The 13,018-nt window shown below is 73.3% G+C and carries 13 protein-coding genes and 1 pseudogene; 8 read left to right on the top strand and 6 right to left on the bottom strand.

Annotation, left to right across the window (positions count from 1 at the left end; genetic code table 11):
• Positions 1–51 precede the first annotated feature (51 nt).
• Positions 52–747, bottom strand: a pseudogene (locus ACQYWQ_RS18475) (RNA-guided endonuclease InsQ/TnpB family protein); the annotation flags it as partial.
• 105 nt (positions 748–852) lie between these two features.
• Here ACQYWQ_RS18475 and tnpA point away from each other — a divergent pair.
• The gene (gene tnpA, locus ACQYWQ_RS18470) at positions 853–1,326 is read left to right on the top strand and encodes an IS200/IS605 family transposase (RefSeq protein ID WP_431035949.1); all 474 of its coding nucleotides are present in this window, start codon (positions 853–855) and stop codon (positions 1,324–1,326) included.
• Here the strand turns inward: tnpA and ACQYWQ_RS18465 are convergent.
• Complete coding sequence (locus ACQYWQ_RS18465) at positions 1,312–1,764, bottom strand: AraC family transcriptional regulator (RefSeq protein WP_431035948.1); 453 nt, start codon at positions 1,762–1,764, stop codon at positions 1,312–1,314. The two genes, tnpA and ACQYWQ_RS18465, sit on opposite strands and share 15 nt — an antisense overlap.
• Before the next feature lie 254 nt (positions 1,765–2,018).
• On the opposite strand from ACQYWQ_RS18465, the gene ACQYWQ_RS18460 reads away from it, so the two are divergent.
• Positions 2,019–2,699, top strand: a complete 681-nt coding sequence (locus ACQYWQ_RS18460) for an HAD family hydrolase (RefSeq protein WP_431035946.1) — start codon at positions 2,019–2,021, stop codon at positions 2,697–2,699.
• 18 nt (positions 2,700–2,717) lie between these two features.
• Here ACQYWQ_RS18460 and ACQYWQ_RS18455 read toward each other — a convergent pair whose 3' ends face one another.
• Positions 2,718–3,377 (bottom strand): response regulator, encoded by a 660-nt coding sequence (locus ACQYWQ_RS18455; protein WP_431035944.1) that lies wholly within the window; start codon positions 3,375–3,377, stop codon positions 2,718–2,720.
• Positions 3,374–4,711, bottom strand: a complete 1,338-nt coding sequence (locus ACQYWQ_RS18450; RefSeq protein WP_431035943.1) for a sensor histidine kinase — start codon at positions 4,709–4,711, stop codon at positions 3,374–3,376. The genes ACQYWQ_RS18455 and ACQYWQ_RS18450 overlap by 4 nt, the downstream gene beginning before the upstream one ends.
• A 133-nt stretch (positions 4,712–4,844) precedes the next feature.
• On the opposite strand from ACQYWQ_RS18450, the gene ACQYWQ_RS18445 reads away from it, so the two are divergent.
• The 5 genes from ACQYWQ_RS18445 to ACQYWQ_RS18425 all read left to right on the top strand — a co-directional run bounded on the left by ACQYWQ_RS18445 (position 4,845) and on the right by ACQYWQ_RS18425 (position 9,227).
• The gene (locus ACQYWQ_RS18445) at positions 4,845–5,753 is read left to right on the top strand and encodes an ABC transporter ATP-binding protein (RefSeq protein WP_431035941.1); all 909 of its coding nucleotides are present in this window, start codon (positions 4,845–4,847) and stop codon (positions 5,751–5,753) included.
• Complete coding sequence (locus ACQYWQ_RS18440; RefSeq protein ID WP_431035939.1) at positions 5,750–6,679, top strand: ABC transporter permease; 930 nt, start codon at positions 5,750–5,752, stop codon at positions 6,677–6,679. The genes ACQYWQ_RS18445 and ACQYWQ_RS18440 overlap by 4 nt, the downstream gene beginning before the upstream one ends.
• A gap of 112 nt (positions 6,680–6,791) precedes the next feature.
• The gene (locus ACQYWQ_RS18435) at positions 6,792–7,250 is read left to right on the top strand and encodes a GNAT family N-acetyltransferase (RefSeq protein ID WP_431035937.1); all 459 of its coding nucleotides are present in this window, start codon (positions 6,792–6,794) and stop codon (positions 7,248–7,250) included.
• Positions 7,238–7,879 (top strand): hypothetical protein, encoded by a 642-nt coding sequence (locus ACQYWQ_RS18430; RefSeq protein ID WP_431035936.1) that lies wholly within the window; start codon positions 7,238–7,240, stop codon positions 7,877–7,879. Before ACQYWQ_RS18435 ends, ACQYWQ_RS18430 begins: the two co-directional genes overlap by 13 nt.
• Before the next feature lie 247 nt (positions 7,880–8,126).
• Positions 8,127–9,227, top strand: a complete 1,101-nt coding sequence (locus ACQYWQ_RS18425; protein WP_431035935.1) for a Rieske 2Fe-2S domain-containing protein — start codon at positions 8,127–8,129, stop codon at positions 9,225–9,227.
• Here the strand turns inward: ACQYWQ_RS18425 and ACQYWQ_RS18420 are convergent.
• A complete protein-coding gene (locus ACQYWQ_RS18420; protein WP_431035933.1) occupies positions 9,146–10,408 on the bottom strand; it encodes an MFS transporter in 1,263 nt (420 codons plus the stop codon). The genes ACQYWQ_RS18425 and ACQYWQ_RS18420 overlap by 82 nt on opposite strands.
• Before the next feature lie 222 nt (positions 10,409–10,630).
• Between ACQYWQ_RS18420 and ACQYWQ_RS18415 the strand changes: the two genes are divergently transcribed.
• Positions 10,631–10,822 (top strand): DUF6381 family protein, encoded by a 192-nt coding sequence (locus ACQYWQ_RS18415; protein WP_431035932.1) that lies wholly within the window; start codon positions 10,631–10,633, stop codon positions 10,820–10,822.
• Between the two features lie 930 nt (positions 10,823–11,752).
• On the opposite strand, the gene ACQYWQ_RS18410 is transcribed toward ACQYWQ_RS18415, so the two are convergent.
• Entirely contained in the window at positions 11,753–12,904 is a 1,152-nt protein-coding gene (locus tag ACQYWQ_RS18410) for an acyltransferase family protein (RefSeq protein ID WP_431035930.1), read from the bottom strand.
• Positions 12,905–13,018 lie beyond the last annotated feature (114 nt).

Below are 13,018 nucleotides of genomic sequence, written 5' to 3'. Positions count from 1 at the left end.
CGGGTGGGTCGGCTCGAACCGGCCGATCTTGACCAGGGTGCGCCCGTACCGTTCCGCTTTGTACTCCAGCATGTGCACGAACGCCGACCATCCGGCGTCGTGCACGGACTTCGCCAGCCTGGTGCGCGCCAGTCCCGCCACGGACAGGTCTTCCACGGAGATCCCTTGGTTCTCGGAGATCAGCCTGGTGGAGAGCTGGTGGTGGAACTCACGGCGGGCGTCGGCGACCTTGGCGTGGACGCGAGCGACCTTGCGGCGGGCCTTCTCCCGGTTCTTCGATCCCCTCTGTGTGCGGGACAGCTCGCGCTGGGTCTTCTTCAGCTTCTTCTCCGCCCGGCGCAGGAACCTGGGGGAGGTGATCTTCTCGCCGGTGGACAGGACGGCGAAGGAGGTCAAGCCGGGATCGATGCCGATGGTCTGGTCGGTTTCGGGCATCCGGGCCCTGTCGGTGGCGGGGTCGGTGGTGATGACGAAGGAAGCGAAGTACCGGCCCGCGCTGTCCTTGACGACGGTGACCGAGGTGGGGGTGGCGGGCAGGGTGCGGGACCATTTCACCTTCACCGCCCCGATCTTCGGCAGGTTCAGCCGGCCGCTGCCGGTGAGGTGCCAACGGGCGTTGGCGGTGAACCGGATCGACTGCCGCCTGTCCTTACGCGACTTCAAGCGCGGCGGGCCGGTCCTGGGACCCTTGCGGGTGCCCTTGAGGGAGGCGAAGAAATTGCGGTACGCGGCCTCGGCGTCGCGCAGGGACTGCTGGAGGACGACGGAGACCTCGCCCCCCGCCAGGACCGGGCCTCGGTCAGCTCGCCCGGGTGATCAGCCTCTTCGACAGCTCCCCGGCCCCGGGGAAGGGTGCTGATCACCGATGCCCCGTTGAGGCGCATTGAGGAGACCACGCGACCCGTGAGCACGGACTTCGAGCGCGAACTGATGAAGCTCCACGGCGAGGACAACCACGTCCACCTGCTGGCGGACTTCCCGCCCGAGGTCGCCGTCACCAAGCTGGTCAACTCCCTCAAAGGCGTCTCCTCACGCCGCCTGCGCCAGGAATTCCCCGACCTGGCACGCCACTACTGGCGAGCCAACAAGCCGTGGCCCGGTCCGGCTCCTCCTTCGCCAAAACCGTCGGCGGCACCCCGCTCTCCAAAATCAGGCAGTACATCGAAGCGCAGAACCGGCCGGCATGAGCGTTCCCCGGCTCCGCCGCCGCGAGCCGTCATGACGCTTCACGCCATGAACAACGCACGCGCCATCTCCGGCTCCGCCGGAGCAGACGCGACGACACTCCGCGTCGCCACCATCAGACTCGCTTCACCCCCGGCGTAAACGCCGGAGCACTGCGAATGAAGCCCGGTAGCCGAAGGCGTCCACGCAGCGGCGGTGCAACTGGCGTTCGCTGATGTGGATTTCGCCCGCGATCCCGCGTACCGCGAGGCCGCGCCGAGCACCCGCGAGCACCGCCGCCGTGTCGCGGTCGCGCGTGCTCGGTCCGTACGCGGCTGCCATCGCTTCCCGTTCGGCTGTCCGGTCCGCCGACTCGGCCACCCGCTCGGCCAGTTCCCGCTCCCTGCGCTGGGGCCACGACTCCGCCAACGGCACCCGCAGGTCCCGCAACTCCCTTGCGGGGACGCCCAGTACGGACGGCGCCGTCCCGGGAGGGAACCGTACGGCCGCGTACTCCTCGCCAGCCCGTACCGCCGTGACGTGCGCCGTCGTGTCCGGGCCCGCGACGAGCAGGCGGCCACCGGTCCACATCAGGTCCATGCACGCGTCCGGCGGCACACGGACGTGCGCGCCGAGGGGCGCCCCCCTGCCGCCGCGTCCACAACACGACGCCCGGCACGACCGACGACTTCCGCTCCTCGTACACGCCCCAGTATCGGCCGGGGGAACGGCGGACGGTGGAGACGATGCTCGACGGCCGGCCCGTCCTCGTCGACCTCGGACGCCGGGACATCTCGGTTCGGTGGAAGCCGCCTGGCTGACACGCCCGCGGCCGGGCCCTTAAGCTGCGCGGAATGACCGACTTCATTTCCCAAGTCCCCGACATACGCGCCGTGTTGTTTGACTCCGGCGGAGTGCTCATGCGGCCGGTCGGCGGGCGGTGGAATCCGCGAGCCGACTTCGAGGAAACCGTGTCGCGGCACATGCCCTCGATCACGCCCGAGCGGTTCGCGGAAGCCATAGCCGTGGGGGACCGATTCCTCGCCGAGGCGGCGGGAACACCCGATCGCGACGACTACCACCGCGTACTTCTCGGCGAGTTGGGCGTACGTCCGGCCCCCGAGCTGCTCGCGGCGCTGCGCCGGGAGGTGCCTCCGGCGGTGATGCTGGAGCTGTATCCGGACGTGCTGCCGACGCTCGCGGAGCTGAAGCGGCGCGGGATTCGGCTCGCGGTGGTCTCGGACGCGTGGCCGGACCTGCCCGAGCTGCACGAAGGGCTGGGCATCCGGGGCTACTTCGAGGTGTACGCGATCTCGGCGGTGCTCGGCCGCGAGAAGCCCGATCCCCGCATGTACCACCACGCGAGCGAGGGCCTGGGCCTGGACCCCGCACACTGCCTTTTCGTGGACGACACCCCGGCTCTCGTCACGGCGGCGCTCGCGCTCGGCTACGAGGGCCGCTTCCTGGACCGTGAAGGAACGGGGAGTACGGTCCCGTCGATCAGCTCGCTCCGCGAACTCAGCGCGCTCGTCTGACATGTGGGCCACGCGCGGTCACTGCGGCGCCGCAACCAGCCCCACTTCGTAGGCGAGTATCACCAACTGCACACGGTCACGCGCGTCGAGCTTGGCGAGGAGGCGCGTCAGGTACGTCTTGGCGGTGGCGACGCTGATGCACAGCTCCGCCGCGATCTCCGTATTGGTCAGGCCCCTGCCGACCAGCGTCAGCACCTCGCGCTCCCTCGCGGTGATGCCGGTGAGTCCCTCCCGGCGGGGCGAGGGCCTGGCGCCCCGGGCGGTGAAGTCCCCGATCAGGCGGCGGGTGACGGCCGGGGCGAGGAGAGCGTCCCCCGCCGCCACGACCCGGATGGCGGCGAGGATGTCGTCCAGGGCCATGTCCTTGACGAGAAAGCCGGACGCCCCGGCGTGCAGGGCCCCGTAGACGTACTCGTCGTCGTCGAATGTCGTCAGGACGACGACGCGCGCCGACCCCGCACCGGTGGTGATGAGGCGCGTGGCCTCGATTCCGTCCATGCCGGGCATCCGCAGGTCCATCACGACGACATCGGGGGCGAGTCGGCCCGTGAGCCGTACCGCTTCCGCGCCGTCCCCCGCCTCGCCCACCACGTCGATCCCGGCGGTCTCGGCGAGGACCATGCGCAACGCGGCCCGGACCAGGGGCTGGTCGTCGGTGAGCAGGACGCGGATGGTCATCGGGCAGCCGCCACGGCCGGTGCGGGCAGCGGCAGTACGGCCGCGACGCGGAAGCCGCCCCCGGGACGGGGTCCGGCGGTGAACGTGCCGTGCAGCAGCGCGACACGCTCGCCCATGCCGAGGAGGCCGTACCCCTCGCCCGTACCGGCGCCGGTACCGCCGCTCGTGGCCCCGGCGCCGCCCCGCCCCCGGTCGGCGACCTCGATCGCGAGGGCGTCCTCGCGGTGGTCGAGGCGCACGCGGCAGGCGGCCACCCCCGCGTGCCGTACGACGTTGGTGACCGACTCCTGGACGATCCGGAACGCCGCGAGGTCGATGTCCGTGGGCAGGCGGCGGGGCGTGCCGTGCCAGGACACGTCGACGCGGACGCCCGCGGCCTCGGCCGTCGCGGCGAGTCCCGGCACGTCCGCCAGACCGGGAGCCGGTCGCGACGGCGGGGGCGCGGCGTCCGGGCGCGGGGACGCCGCGCCAGGCGCGGACACCCGCTCCTCGTACGTGCCGCGCCCGCGCTCTTGCGACCCGAACACGCCCTCCCTGTCCGCCTGTTCCCCGTCGTCCTGGCGCAGTGCGCCGAGCGTGCGCCGGAGGCCGGCGAGGGTCTCGCGTCCCGCTTGCTCCACGACGAGCATGGCTTCTCTGGCGCTGTCCGGCCTGCTTCCGACGACCCGTGCCGCCGCTCCGGCCTGGAGGGCGATGATGCCGATGCTGTGGGCGACGGTGTCGTGCATCTCGCGGGCGATGCGCAGCCGTTCGGCCGTGACGGCCTGCACGGCGGCGCGCGCGTACAACTCCTCGCGGTGCGCGCGGGCTTGGTGGACCGTGTGCCCGATGAGCCAGGCGAGGGCGGCGGTCAGGGCCAGGAAGGGTTCGGGGGCGACCCCGGAGTCGTCCCCGAGGAGCGGCCGCAGGAGGTAGTAGCAGGCGAGCACGGCGAGTGTCCCCGTGGCGGCCGTGAGCGAGGCCCGCCGGGAGCGCACGGCGGCCACGTAGGCGAGGACCGCGCCCGTCGCGAGGAACTGGAGCGGCGGGATCTCGTCCTGGCGCCAGGCAGCCGTCGAGACGACCGTACCGGCGAGCACGAGCGCGTACGCGGGCGAGGGGGCGCGGCGCAGCAGCGCACTGCCCGTCAGGGCCAGCGCGAAGGCGAGCGCGAGCAGCGCCTTCGCGAGGGACGCGTCGAGACCGTCCTCGGGGTAACTGAGCGAGTACTCGGGGCCGTGCGGCAGCACGACGTACTCGACGAGGGGATACACGGCCGCGACGAGCCACGCCCCCGCCGTCCACAGACCTGGCGGGAGGCGCTTGAGCAACGGCGAGGACACGGAGACGGACACACGGCGAGCGTAGCCAAGCACGACCGTAGGGGCATCAACCCTCGGTTGTACGACTGGGGTTGGAGTCCGCCCCGGATGATTGTCGGCCCCGGTCCGACGACCGGCGGGGGCCCCGGCCCGCACCGTGGTCCTCGTGATCGAAGTCAACGCACTCACCAAGCGATACGGCGGCGCGACCGCCGTCGACGACCTGACCTTCACCGTACGGCCCGGCCGCGTGACCGGCTTCCTCGGGCCGAACGGCGCGGGCAAGAGCACGACGCTGCGGCTCATCCTCGGCCTGCACGCGCCGAGCGGCGGCACCGTCACGGTCGAAGGACGCCCCTTCCGCGAGCGCCCGCGCGGGCTCCGCCACGTCGGCGCGCTCCTCGACGCGCACGACGTGCACGGCGGGCGCAGCGCGCGGGCGCACCTCTCGGCCCTCGCGCGGAGCAACCGCCTCGCACGGCGCAGGGTGGACGAAGTACTGGACGAGGTCGGCCTCGCCGGGGCCGCCCACCGCCGTATCGAGGGCTACTCGCTCGGCATGAAACAGCGGCTCGGCATCGCGGCGGCCCTCCTCGGCGATCCGCCCGTACTGCTCTTCGACGAACCCCTCAACGGCCTCGACCCGGAAGGCGTGCGCTGGGTGCGCGCCCTGTTCCGGCGGCTCGCGGGCGAGGGGCGCACAGTGTTCGTCTCCAGCCACCTCATGTCGGAAACGGAGCACACGGCCGAGGAGTTGGTCGTCGTCGGGCGCGGCCGTCTCATCGCGGCGGAGAGTCTCGCGGCGTTCTCCGCACGCGGCACCGGCGGGTGCGTCCTGGTGGGCACGACCGCCACCGAGGCCCTGCGCGAACTCCTCACGGCGAACGGCGCAGTCGTGCGCGCGGAGGGCGAATCGCTCGCCGTGACCGGGACGGACGCGGAACGCCTCGCGGCACTGGCCCTCGAACACGGCATCCCGCTGCACCATCTCAGCACCCGCACCGCGTCGCTGGAGGAAGCATTCATGCAACTCACCGCTGACAGTGTGCAGTTCCAGGCGGGAGAGGGCCGATGACGGCGGGAGAGGCCAGGGCGGCCAGGGCGGCGGGGGAGGCCAGGGCGGCAGGGGAGGCCAGGGCGGCGGGGAGGCGCGAGGCGCGGACGCCAAAGGGGCTGCGCAACACACTCGTCGCCCCGGAACCCCGCGCCCGGTTCGCCGACGTCGTGGCCGCCGAGTGGATCAAGCTCCGCTCGCTGCGCTCGTCCTGGATCTCGTACGGGGCCACCGCGCTCGCCGTCCTCGCGCTCAACATCGGCACGGCGTACGACACCTACGCCAACTGGAGCGAGCGCGGCGCGGAGAGCCGGGCGAGGTACGTACGCGAGGGACTGCCCCTCCAGGTCGCGTTCACGGCGAACGCCACACTCGTCATGATGCTCGCCCTCGGGGCCATCGGGGCGGTCGCGCTGGTCGGCGAGCACAGTACGGGCACGATCCGTACGACCTTCGCCGCCGTCCCCGCGCGCGGGACCGTCCTGGCCGCCAAGACGGTCGTGGTGGCGGCGTTCGCCACGGTCTTCGGGGCGGTCCTCGCGGTGGTCTCGTTCGCGGTGACGCAGGCGGTGCTCGGCGGGCGGGGCGCGGGCATGTCGATCGGCGACCCGGCCGCCGCGCGGCTCGTCCTCGCCTCCGCCCTCCTCGCGCCCCTGAGCGCGCTCGCGGGACTGGCGGCCGGCGCCCTCGTACGGCGCACCTCGGCGACCCTGGTCCTCACGGTCGTGGTGCTCCTCGTCCTCCCCGTCGCCCTCAGCGACGGCCGCCACTGGTCCGCCGTGGCCGGGCACGCCACGCTCTTCCAGGCATGGTCGCGGCTCACGGAGATCGCCCCCTCGCGGACGGCCTTCCCGTGGACGACCGGCGGCGCATGGACGGTCTACGCGGCCTGGGGACTCCTCGCGGGGTCGCTGGCCGTGGTCGCGGGACGGGGGCGGGATGTGTGAACGGGACCGGCTCCGGGGTGTTGTCGAGGCCCGGCGTTTCGGCCGCGGCATCGCGGGGCGAGTGGGCGGAAATCCCCTTGCGCGGTACCGGGGTTGCTGAGAGGTTCCCCCGGTGGACGAAAACGTGATCACGCTGCGCAGGGCCGGGGAGCCGGACGCGCGAGGGGCGGCGGAGGTGTGGCTGCGGTCCTTCGCCGCGGCGCTGCCGGGGGTGCGGCGGGCGCACTCGGACGACGAGGTGCGGGAGTGGTTCACGCACGTCGTGGTGCCGGATCTGGAGACGTGGGTCGCGGTGACGGGAGCGGGCGCGATCGTCGGCGTACTCGCGCTCTCCGACGACGAGTTGGAGCAGCTCTACCTCTCCCCCGAGGCGCGCGGGCAGGGGCTCGGGGACCGCTTCGTGGCGCTCGCCAAGGAGCGGCGTCCGGCCGGGCTCGACCTGTGGACGTTCCAGGTGAACGCGCCCGCGCGCCGCTTCTACGCACGGCACGGCTTCGCCGTGGCCGAGGAGACGGACGGGGCACGGAACGAGGAGAAGGAGCCGGACGTGCGGTACGTGTGGCGGCCGTGAGCGGACGGCTCCCGCCGGACGGCGTCCCGATGGACGAGGAGCGGATCGACGCCGGGTGGGCGGAGCCCTGGCGGCCCGCGCAGGCGGCGGAGCGCTTGCGGGGCCTCGCGGCGCCGTGGTGCGTCGCCGCCGGGTGGGCGCTCGACCTGTTCAGGGGCGGGGAGCCGTCGCGGCCGCACGGGGACCTCGAAATCGCCGTGCCCGAGGCGGGCTTCGCCGAACTCGCCGCGCGCTTCCCCGCGTACGTGTGGGACGGCGTCGGGGACGGATGGGTCCGGCCGGGTGCGGGGCCGCTCCCCGGCTCCCACCAGACGTGGCTGCGCGATCCCGCGCAGGACCGGTGGCTCCTCGACGTCTTCAGGGAGCCGCACGAGGGCGGCACGTGGATCTGCCGCAGGGACCCGGCCATCCGCCTCCCGTACGGCGAGATCATCGCGCACACGGCGGACGGCATCCCGTACCTCGTACCCGAACTGGTGCTGCTCTTCAAGGCGAAGGCGGCACGGCCGAAGGACGAAGCGGACTTCGCGCGGGTGCTGCCGCTGCTCGACGAGGCGCGGCGGGAGCGGTTGCGGGGGTGGCTGGAGCGCGTCCACCCGGGACACGCGTGGCGGGAACGGCTCGGCTGAGGCGGCGTCGGCGGCTGGGGGGACGGGGGGCGTGGGGGCACGGTGGGGGTGGGGCGCCGCGTGGCTCGGGTGGGCGGCGCGGCTCGGGTGGGGCGCCGCGTGGCTCGGGGCGGGGTCAATCCCCGCGTGACACCTCCACCTTCGAGTGAAAGATCACCCGTCGGGAGCAAAAGTCGGGTTACCGGGCATTGTCTCGGTAGCACTGTCCGTAGCCATTCGATGGCACCGAGCTACCACAAGGGACCCCGTGGGACTGTCACGCGCGTACGGAGGCCCCCTCACCGAGGGCCCCACACCCGCCTCCGCATCGGCCGAAGCGCCACCGCTCCCGTACCCGAGCGGCTGGGCCGCGCTCGCCTTCTCGGAGGAGCTTCCGGTCGGCAAGGTCCTCACCCGGCCCCTCGCGGGCGAGGACGTCGTCCTCTACCGCCTGCGCTCGGGCGAGCTGCGCGCGATCCGCCCCTACTGCCCGCACCTCGGCGCACACCTCGGGCTCGCGAAGCTCGAAGGCGACGACCTCGTCTGCCCTTTCCACGCCTTCGCCTTCGGCCCGGACGGCACCTGCGTGCGTACGGGGTACGACACCCCGCCACCCCGCTCCCCGCTCAGCTCCCGCCCCGTCCTTGAGGCGAACGGCGCGATCTTCGTGTGGCGCCACCACGAGGACCGCGAGCCGTACTGGACGATCCCCGACTGGCACGAGATCGGCCACCGCCCCGCCAAGTACGCGGCCTTCGAGTTCTCGGGGCACGCGCAGGAGGTCATCGAGAACTCGGTGGACTACGGGCACTTCGCGACGCTCCACGGCTGGAAGAAGGCGGAGGTCCTGGAACCCCTGACCTACGAGGGCGACACCTTCCACCTGACGATGCGCGCGACCGAATCGGCCCCTCTCCTCGGCGACTTCACGGTCGACGTGGACGTGCACGGGTACGGGCTCGCCTGTCTGCACGCCGACATGTACACCCCCCGCATGGGCATGCGCATGTGCACGATGATCCTGCCGACGGCGATCGGCCCGAACCGCATGCAGTTCCGCCAGCGCAACCGCCTCGCCTTCTCCGAGCCCGCCCACCTTCCGGCCCCCGTGGCGAAGGCGGTGAGCCGCACGGCCGCGCGGCTCTTCGACGGCCTGCTCTTCAAGTCCAACATCGAGTTCACCGCCGCCGACTTCCCCATCTGGGACACGAAGAAGTACGTGCAGCCGCCGAAGCTCGGCCAGGGCGACGGCCCCATCGGTCCCTTCCGGCGCTGGGCCAAGCGCTTCTACCCACCCGAGCCCGCCTCCACGGTCGTCGCCGCGCGGGAGCCGGGCACGCGCGAGGAGGCGGGCCGCGTGATGCGGTAGGCGTCCCGTACGCAGAGGTTGAGCAGCGTCGCGAGCAGGATCAGGCCCGCGCACACGCACAGGACGACACCCTCGCTCCACAGGTGGGCGGCGAGCGCGACAAGGAGGTAGCCGAAGGGGATCGCGAGGCGTTCGCCGATGTTGTTGAAGGCGGACATGCGGCCGATCTCGTCCTCGGGCACGTGGCTCTGGAAGGCCGTCGTCCAGGTCACGACACCGATGTCGAGCGCCACGCCCGCGAGCACCGTCGCCCCGAGTACGCACCCGAGCGGAAGCCCGGCGGCGAGCGCGGCGAGCGGGACGGCGAGTCCCGCGCTCGTGACGATCGCGACGACGAGCGGCCGCCGGGGCCGCCACCGCAGGCACACGAGCGTCCCCGCGAGCAGCCCGCCCGCGAGCGCCGCCTGCACGAGCCCCCAGTCCCTCGCCCCTTCGTAGCGCGCGGCGGCGACGAGGGGCCCGAGCAGCTGGAACCCCGCGAGCCAGGCCGCGACGACGACCGTCCCCGAGAGCGTGTACGTCCACAGCCACGTACGGTCACGGAAGGCGCGCCAGCCCGCTCGCAGTGCGGCGAGCGGGGGCCCGGCCGCGAGCGGCGCGGGGAGGCGGAGCCCGCGCAGCAGTACGGCGGCGAGGGCGAAGCTCACCGCGTCCCAGCCGAGCGCCCACGCGGGCCCGCCGGCGGCGACGAGCAGCCCGGCGGCGACGGGGCCGACGAAGCGTACGGCGTTGGTGGGGAGGCGGAGCAGGGCGTTGGCACGCTGCCGCTGCCCGGGCGGCACGAGCTGCGGTACGGCTCCCTGGGCGGCGGGCACGCGCAGCGCGGTGGCCGTACCGGAGACGAGCCCGCACACCGCGACGGTCGCCGTCGTGGCGTACCCCGCCCCGACGAGCACAGCGACCACGCCCTGCGCGGCGGCGGCGAGCGCGTTCCCCGCGAAGAGCAGCCGGCTGCGCGACATCCGGTCGGCGAGCACACCGCCGAGCAGCACGAACACGATCGTGGGAGCGGAGTTCGTCACCAGTACGGCCCCGAGCGACCCGGCCCCTCCTCCCTGCCCGATGACGGCGTACGCGAGCGCGAGCGGCGCCATCGCCGTACCGGTGGCGGAGACGATTTGCGCGAGGAGGAAGCGGCGGAAGGGAGCGAGACGGAGGGGCGAGCCGGAGGTGGTGGGCATGTCCTCGGAAGACGGGCGGCGGAGGCGAGAGGGCGGACTGCGGGGGCGTGCGGGCAGGGGCGACGTGGCGTGCTCGGGTGTGTGCGTCACGTATGCGGGGCGCACCTTACCCGCCCCCCGCGCTCCACACCCGTTCCGGATGCCGCTCCCGCCCCCGCGTGCTCCCCTGGAAGCGGGGTACCCGGCGCACAGGACCCTCGGCCTCAGGGAAGGAGCCTTGTCATGGGCGAGCCCGACGAGACCCGCGAGCGGCTCGACGCGATGCGCGAGAAGGCACGCGAGCTGCACGACAGCGCGGAACAGGCGAGCGACCCGCAGGAGCGCGAGCGGCTGGCGAAGAAGGCCCAGCGCCTGGAATCGCTGAGCGAGCAGGAGAGCGACATGCGCAGCGGAGACATCTACCCCATCGAGTGAGCCCCGACCTCGCCGAGCCGAGCACCGGCCCAGCCCCCCGACCGGGCCGAACCGGGCCGAGCCGGGCCGGGCCGGGCCGGGCCGGACGATGCGCCGACGGCCGGTGGTCACGAGCTGTTCCGGACCGGCGGAGAGGCGGAGCCGCCGTCGGCGGGGCTCCCGGAGCCGCGCGGCAGGGGAGGCGGGCCGCGCGCGCCGGTGGCCCGGGCAGCGCGGATGCGGTCCTTCGGCCCGGGCCCGCGGCCGTGCCGTGCCGGAGCTGGAGCTGGAGTCCGGCGATCGGCCGGCCCAGGGTCTCGGTGGCGAAACAGACTGGCCCCGTACGCAACGGGAGCGGCTGTGCGGAACGTCGCCGGTGAGTCCAGCGGCCCGGGCGCCGTCCCGGGTCCCGCCGTGCGTCTCGACGGGGGCAGTCCGCGCCGGGTCCGGAACCTTCGGTCCATGCCGGTCGGCCGCGTGGGTGATCACCGTGCCGACCGGGGCGGGACAGCCACCGTCCCGCCGGACGAACGCGCGGCGAAGTCGCGGGTGCCGCCCGCGGAATCGCCGCGCTGCGCTGGTGCCGACGAAGCGGGAGGCCCCGGGGCGGAAGTCACCGGCCCGGACACAGCCGGATCGGCCCGCACGCGGCCGGATCAGTCCGCACGCAGCCGGATCGGCCCGCACGCAGCCGGACCGGCCCGCACGCAGCCGGATCGGCCCGCACGCAACCGGTTCGCCCCTCACCATGCCGACGGCCGAGGTCAGTCCCCGCCCAGGTGACCGCCGGGGCCACGTCTCGCAGGATCGTGCCGGGAGCGGGAACCGGCGAGGGCGCAGCCCTGCGGGAGCGGGAACCGGCACGGCGCAAACCGGCGGGAGCCGGAACCGGCCGGGGTCGGCGCTCCGGGGTGCGGTCCCCGTCGGCCTCCGGGCACGAGCTTCCGACGCCTATCCCCTGCGCCCCGCCCCCTGCGGCGCCAGCAGCCACCGCGCCTTGGGGCTGGTCAGGGGGCGGACGAGGCTCCGGACCGGGGGTGAGGCCAGGAGCATGGTGAGCAGGACACCGGCCAGGAGGAGGGCGATCAGTTCCGTCGTCGTGTTCGCCCGGGCTATGAGGCCCTTCTCGCGCAGCGGCATGATGACCAGGGGGTGCAGGAGGTAGACCGTGAAACCGGCCGCCCCCATCGACGAGATCATCGGGAGGCGGCGCTTCGGGATCAGGCGGAGCAGGCACAGGACCAGGAACGCCGCCACGACCAGGACCCCGAGCCGCACGAGCCACGCGCCCTCCATGCCCAGCGGGGTGTCCGCCTTGTACGGGTGCCGCATCGACAGCCACGTACCGGGGATGTCCCTGTGCCAGCGCCAGGCCGCGAGGCACGCGCCGAGCACGCCCGCGACCGCCACCGGCAGGCTCCAGCGCGCCTCCATCCACTCGCGGCCCAGGCCCTGTCCGAGGCGCCAGCCGAAGTAGAAGAGCGGCAGGTAGACGAGGGTCCTGCTCGCCGAGAACATCATGCCGAACTCGTGGAAGTAGCCGAGCGAGAGCGAGATCGCCGACGTGACGAGGAGCGGGTACCGCAGTTGCACCACGAGCGGCAGCAGGAGCCGCCAGCAGAACAGCGACATGAGGAACCACAGCGTCCACGGGAGCTGGGCGATGTGGAGCTTGAAGGGCGCGCCGAGCGCGTACGACTCCAGCGAGAACAGCAGGCTGAACGTGAGCGCGGGCAGCGCGATGGTGCGCAGGAGGTTGCGCAGGCGGCGCGGGTCGAGCGGGCCCGGGCTGCTGAAGACCCCGGCGAGCACGACGAAGGCGGGGACGCGGAAGGCCCACGCGGCCACGTTGAAGGCGTGCAGCACCCCGTGGTGGCTCATGATGCTGCCGATCGTGTGCAGGACCACGATGAGCGTCGCGGCGACGAACCGCGTGTTGTCGTACCAGGGGTTGCGGGGCTTGGCCCCGGCCGCTGCCGCGGGGGACGCGGCGGGGGCGGCCGTGGCCGCGGGTACGGGTCTCGCCGGGTCGGTGAGGCTCGGCGGGGCGCTCTTCATCGTGTGCGTCTCCTGCGGCCGGTGGTGGCGGCGGGGTGCGGCCACCGGAGAGGAAACCTTTTCGATTCCTGTGGAGCACCGGGTGAGGAGGAACGGGGCGGCGAGTGAACTTCCGGTGTCCGGCAGGGTGTTGAAGCGGGTGTGAGGGCGGGGGTCGCA

Origin of the sequence: Streptomyces sp. P6-2-1 (assembly GCF_050613165.1) — a bacterium.
GTDB lineage: Bacteria > Actinomycetota > Actinomycetes > Streptomycetales > Streptomycetaceae > Streptomyces.
Note: the sequence above shows the minus strand (reverse complement) of the source record. Positions and strands in the feature narration are given on the sequence as shown.

Bases quoted from the DNA above. Each gene is read 5' to 3' on its own strand.
- ACQYWQ_RS18420 (WP_431035933.1), bottom strand. From the start codon at position 10,408: ATGCCCACCACCTCCGGCTCGCCCCTCCGTCTCGCTCCCTTCCGCCGC.
- ACQYWQ_RS18465 (WP_431035948.1), bottom strand. From the start codon at position 1,764: ATGGACCTGATGTGGACCGGTGGCCGCCTGCTCGTCGCGGGCCCGGAC.
- ACQYWQ_RS18415 (WP_431035932.1), top strand. From the start codon at position 10,631: ATGGGCGAGCCCGACGAGACCCGCGAGCGGCTCGACGCGATGCGCGAG.
- ACQYWQ_RS18460 (WP_431035946.1), top strand. From the start codon at position 2,019: ATGACCGACTTCATTTCCCAAGTCCCCGACATACGCGCCGTGTTGTTT.
- ACQYWQ_RS18455 (WP_431035944.1), bottom strand. From the start codon at position 3,377: ATGACCATCCGCGTCCTGCTCACCGACGACCAGCCCCTGGTCCGGGCC.
- ACQYWQ_RS18440 (WP_431035939.1), top strand. From the start codon at position 5,750: ATGACGGCGGGAGAGGCCAGGGCGGCCAGGGCGGCGGGGGAGGCCAGG.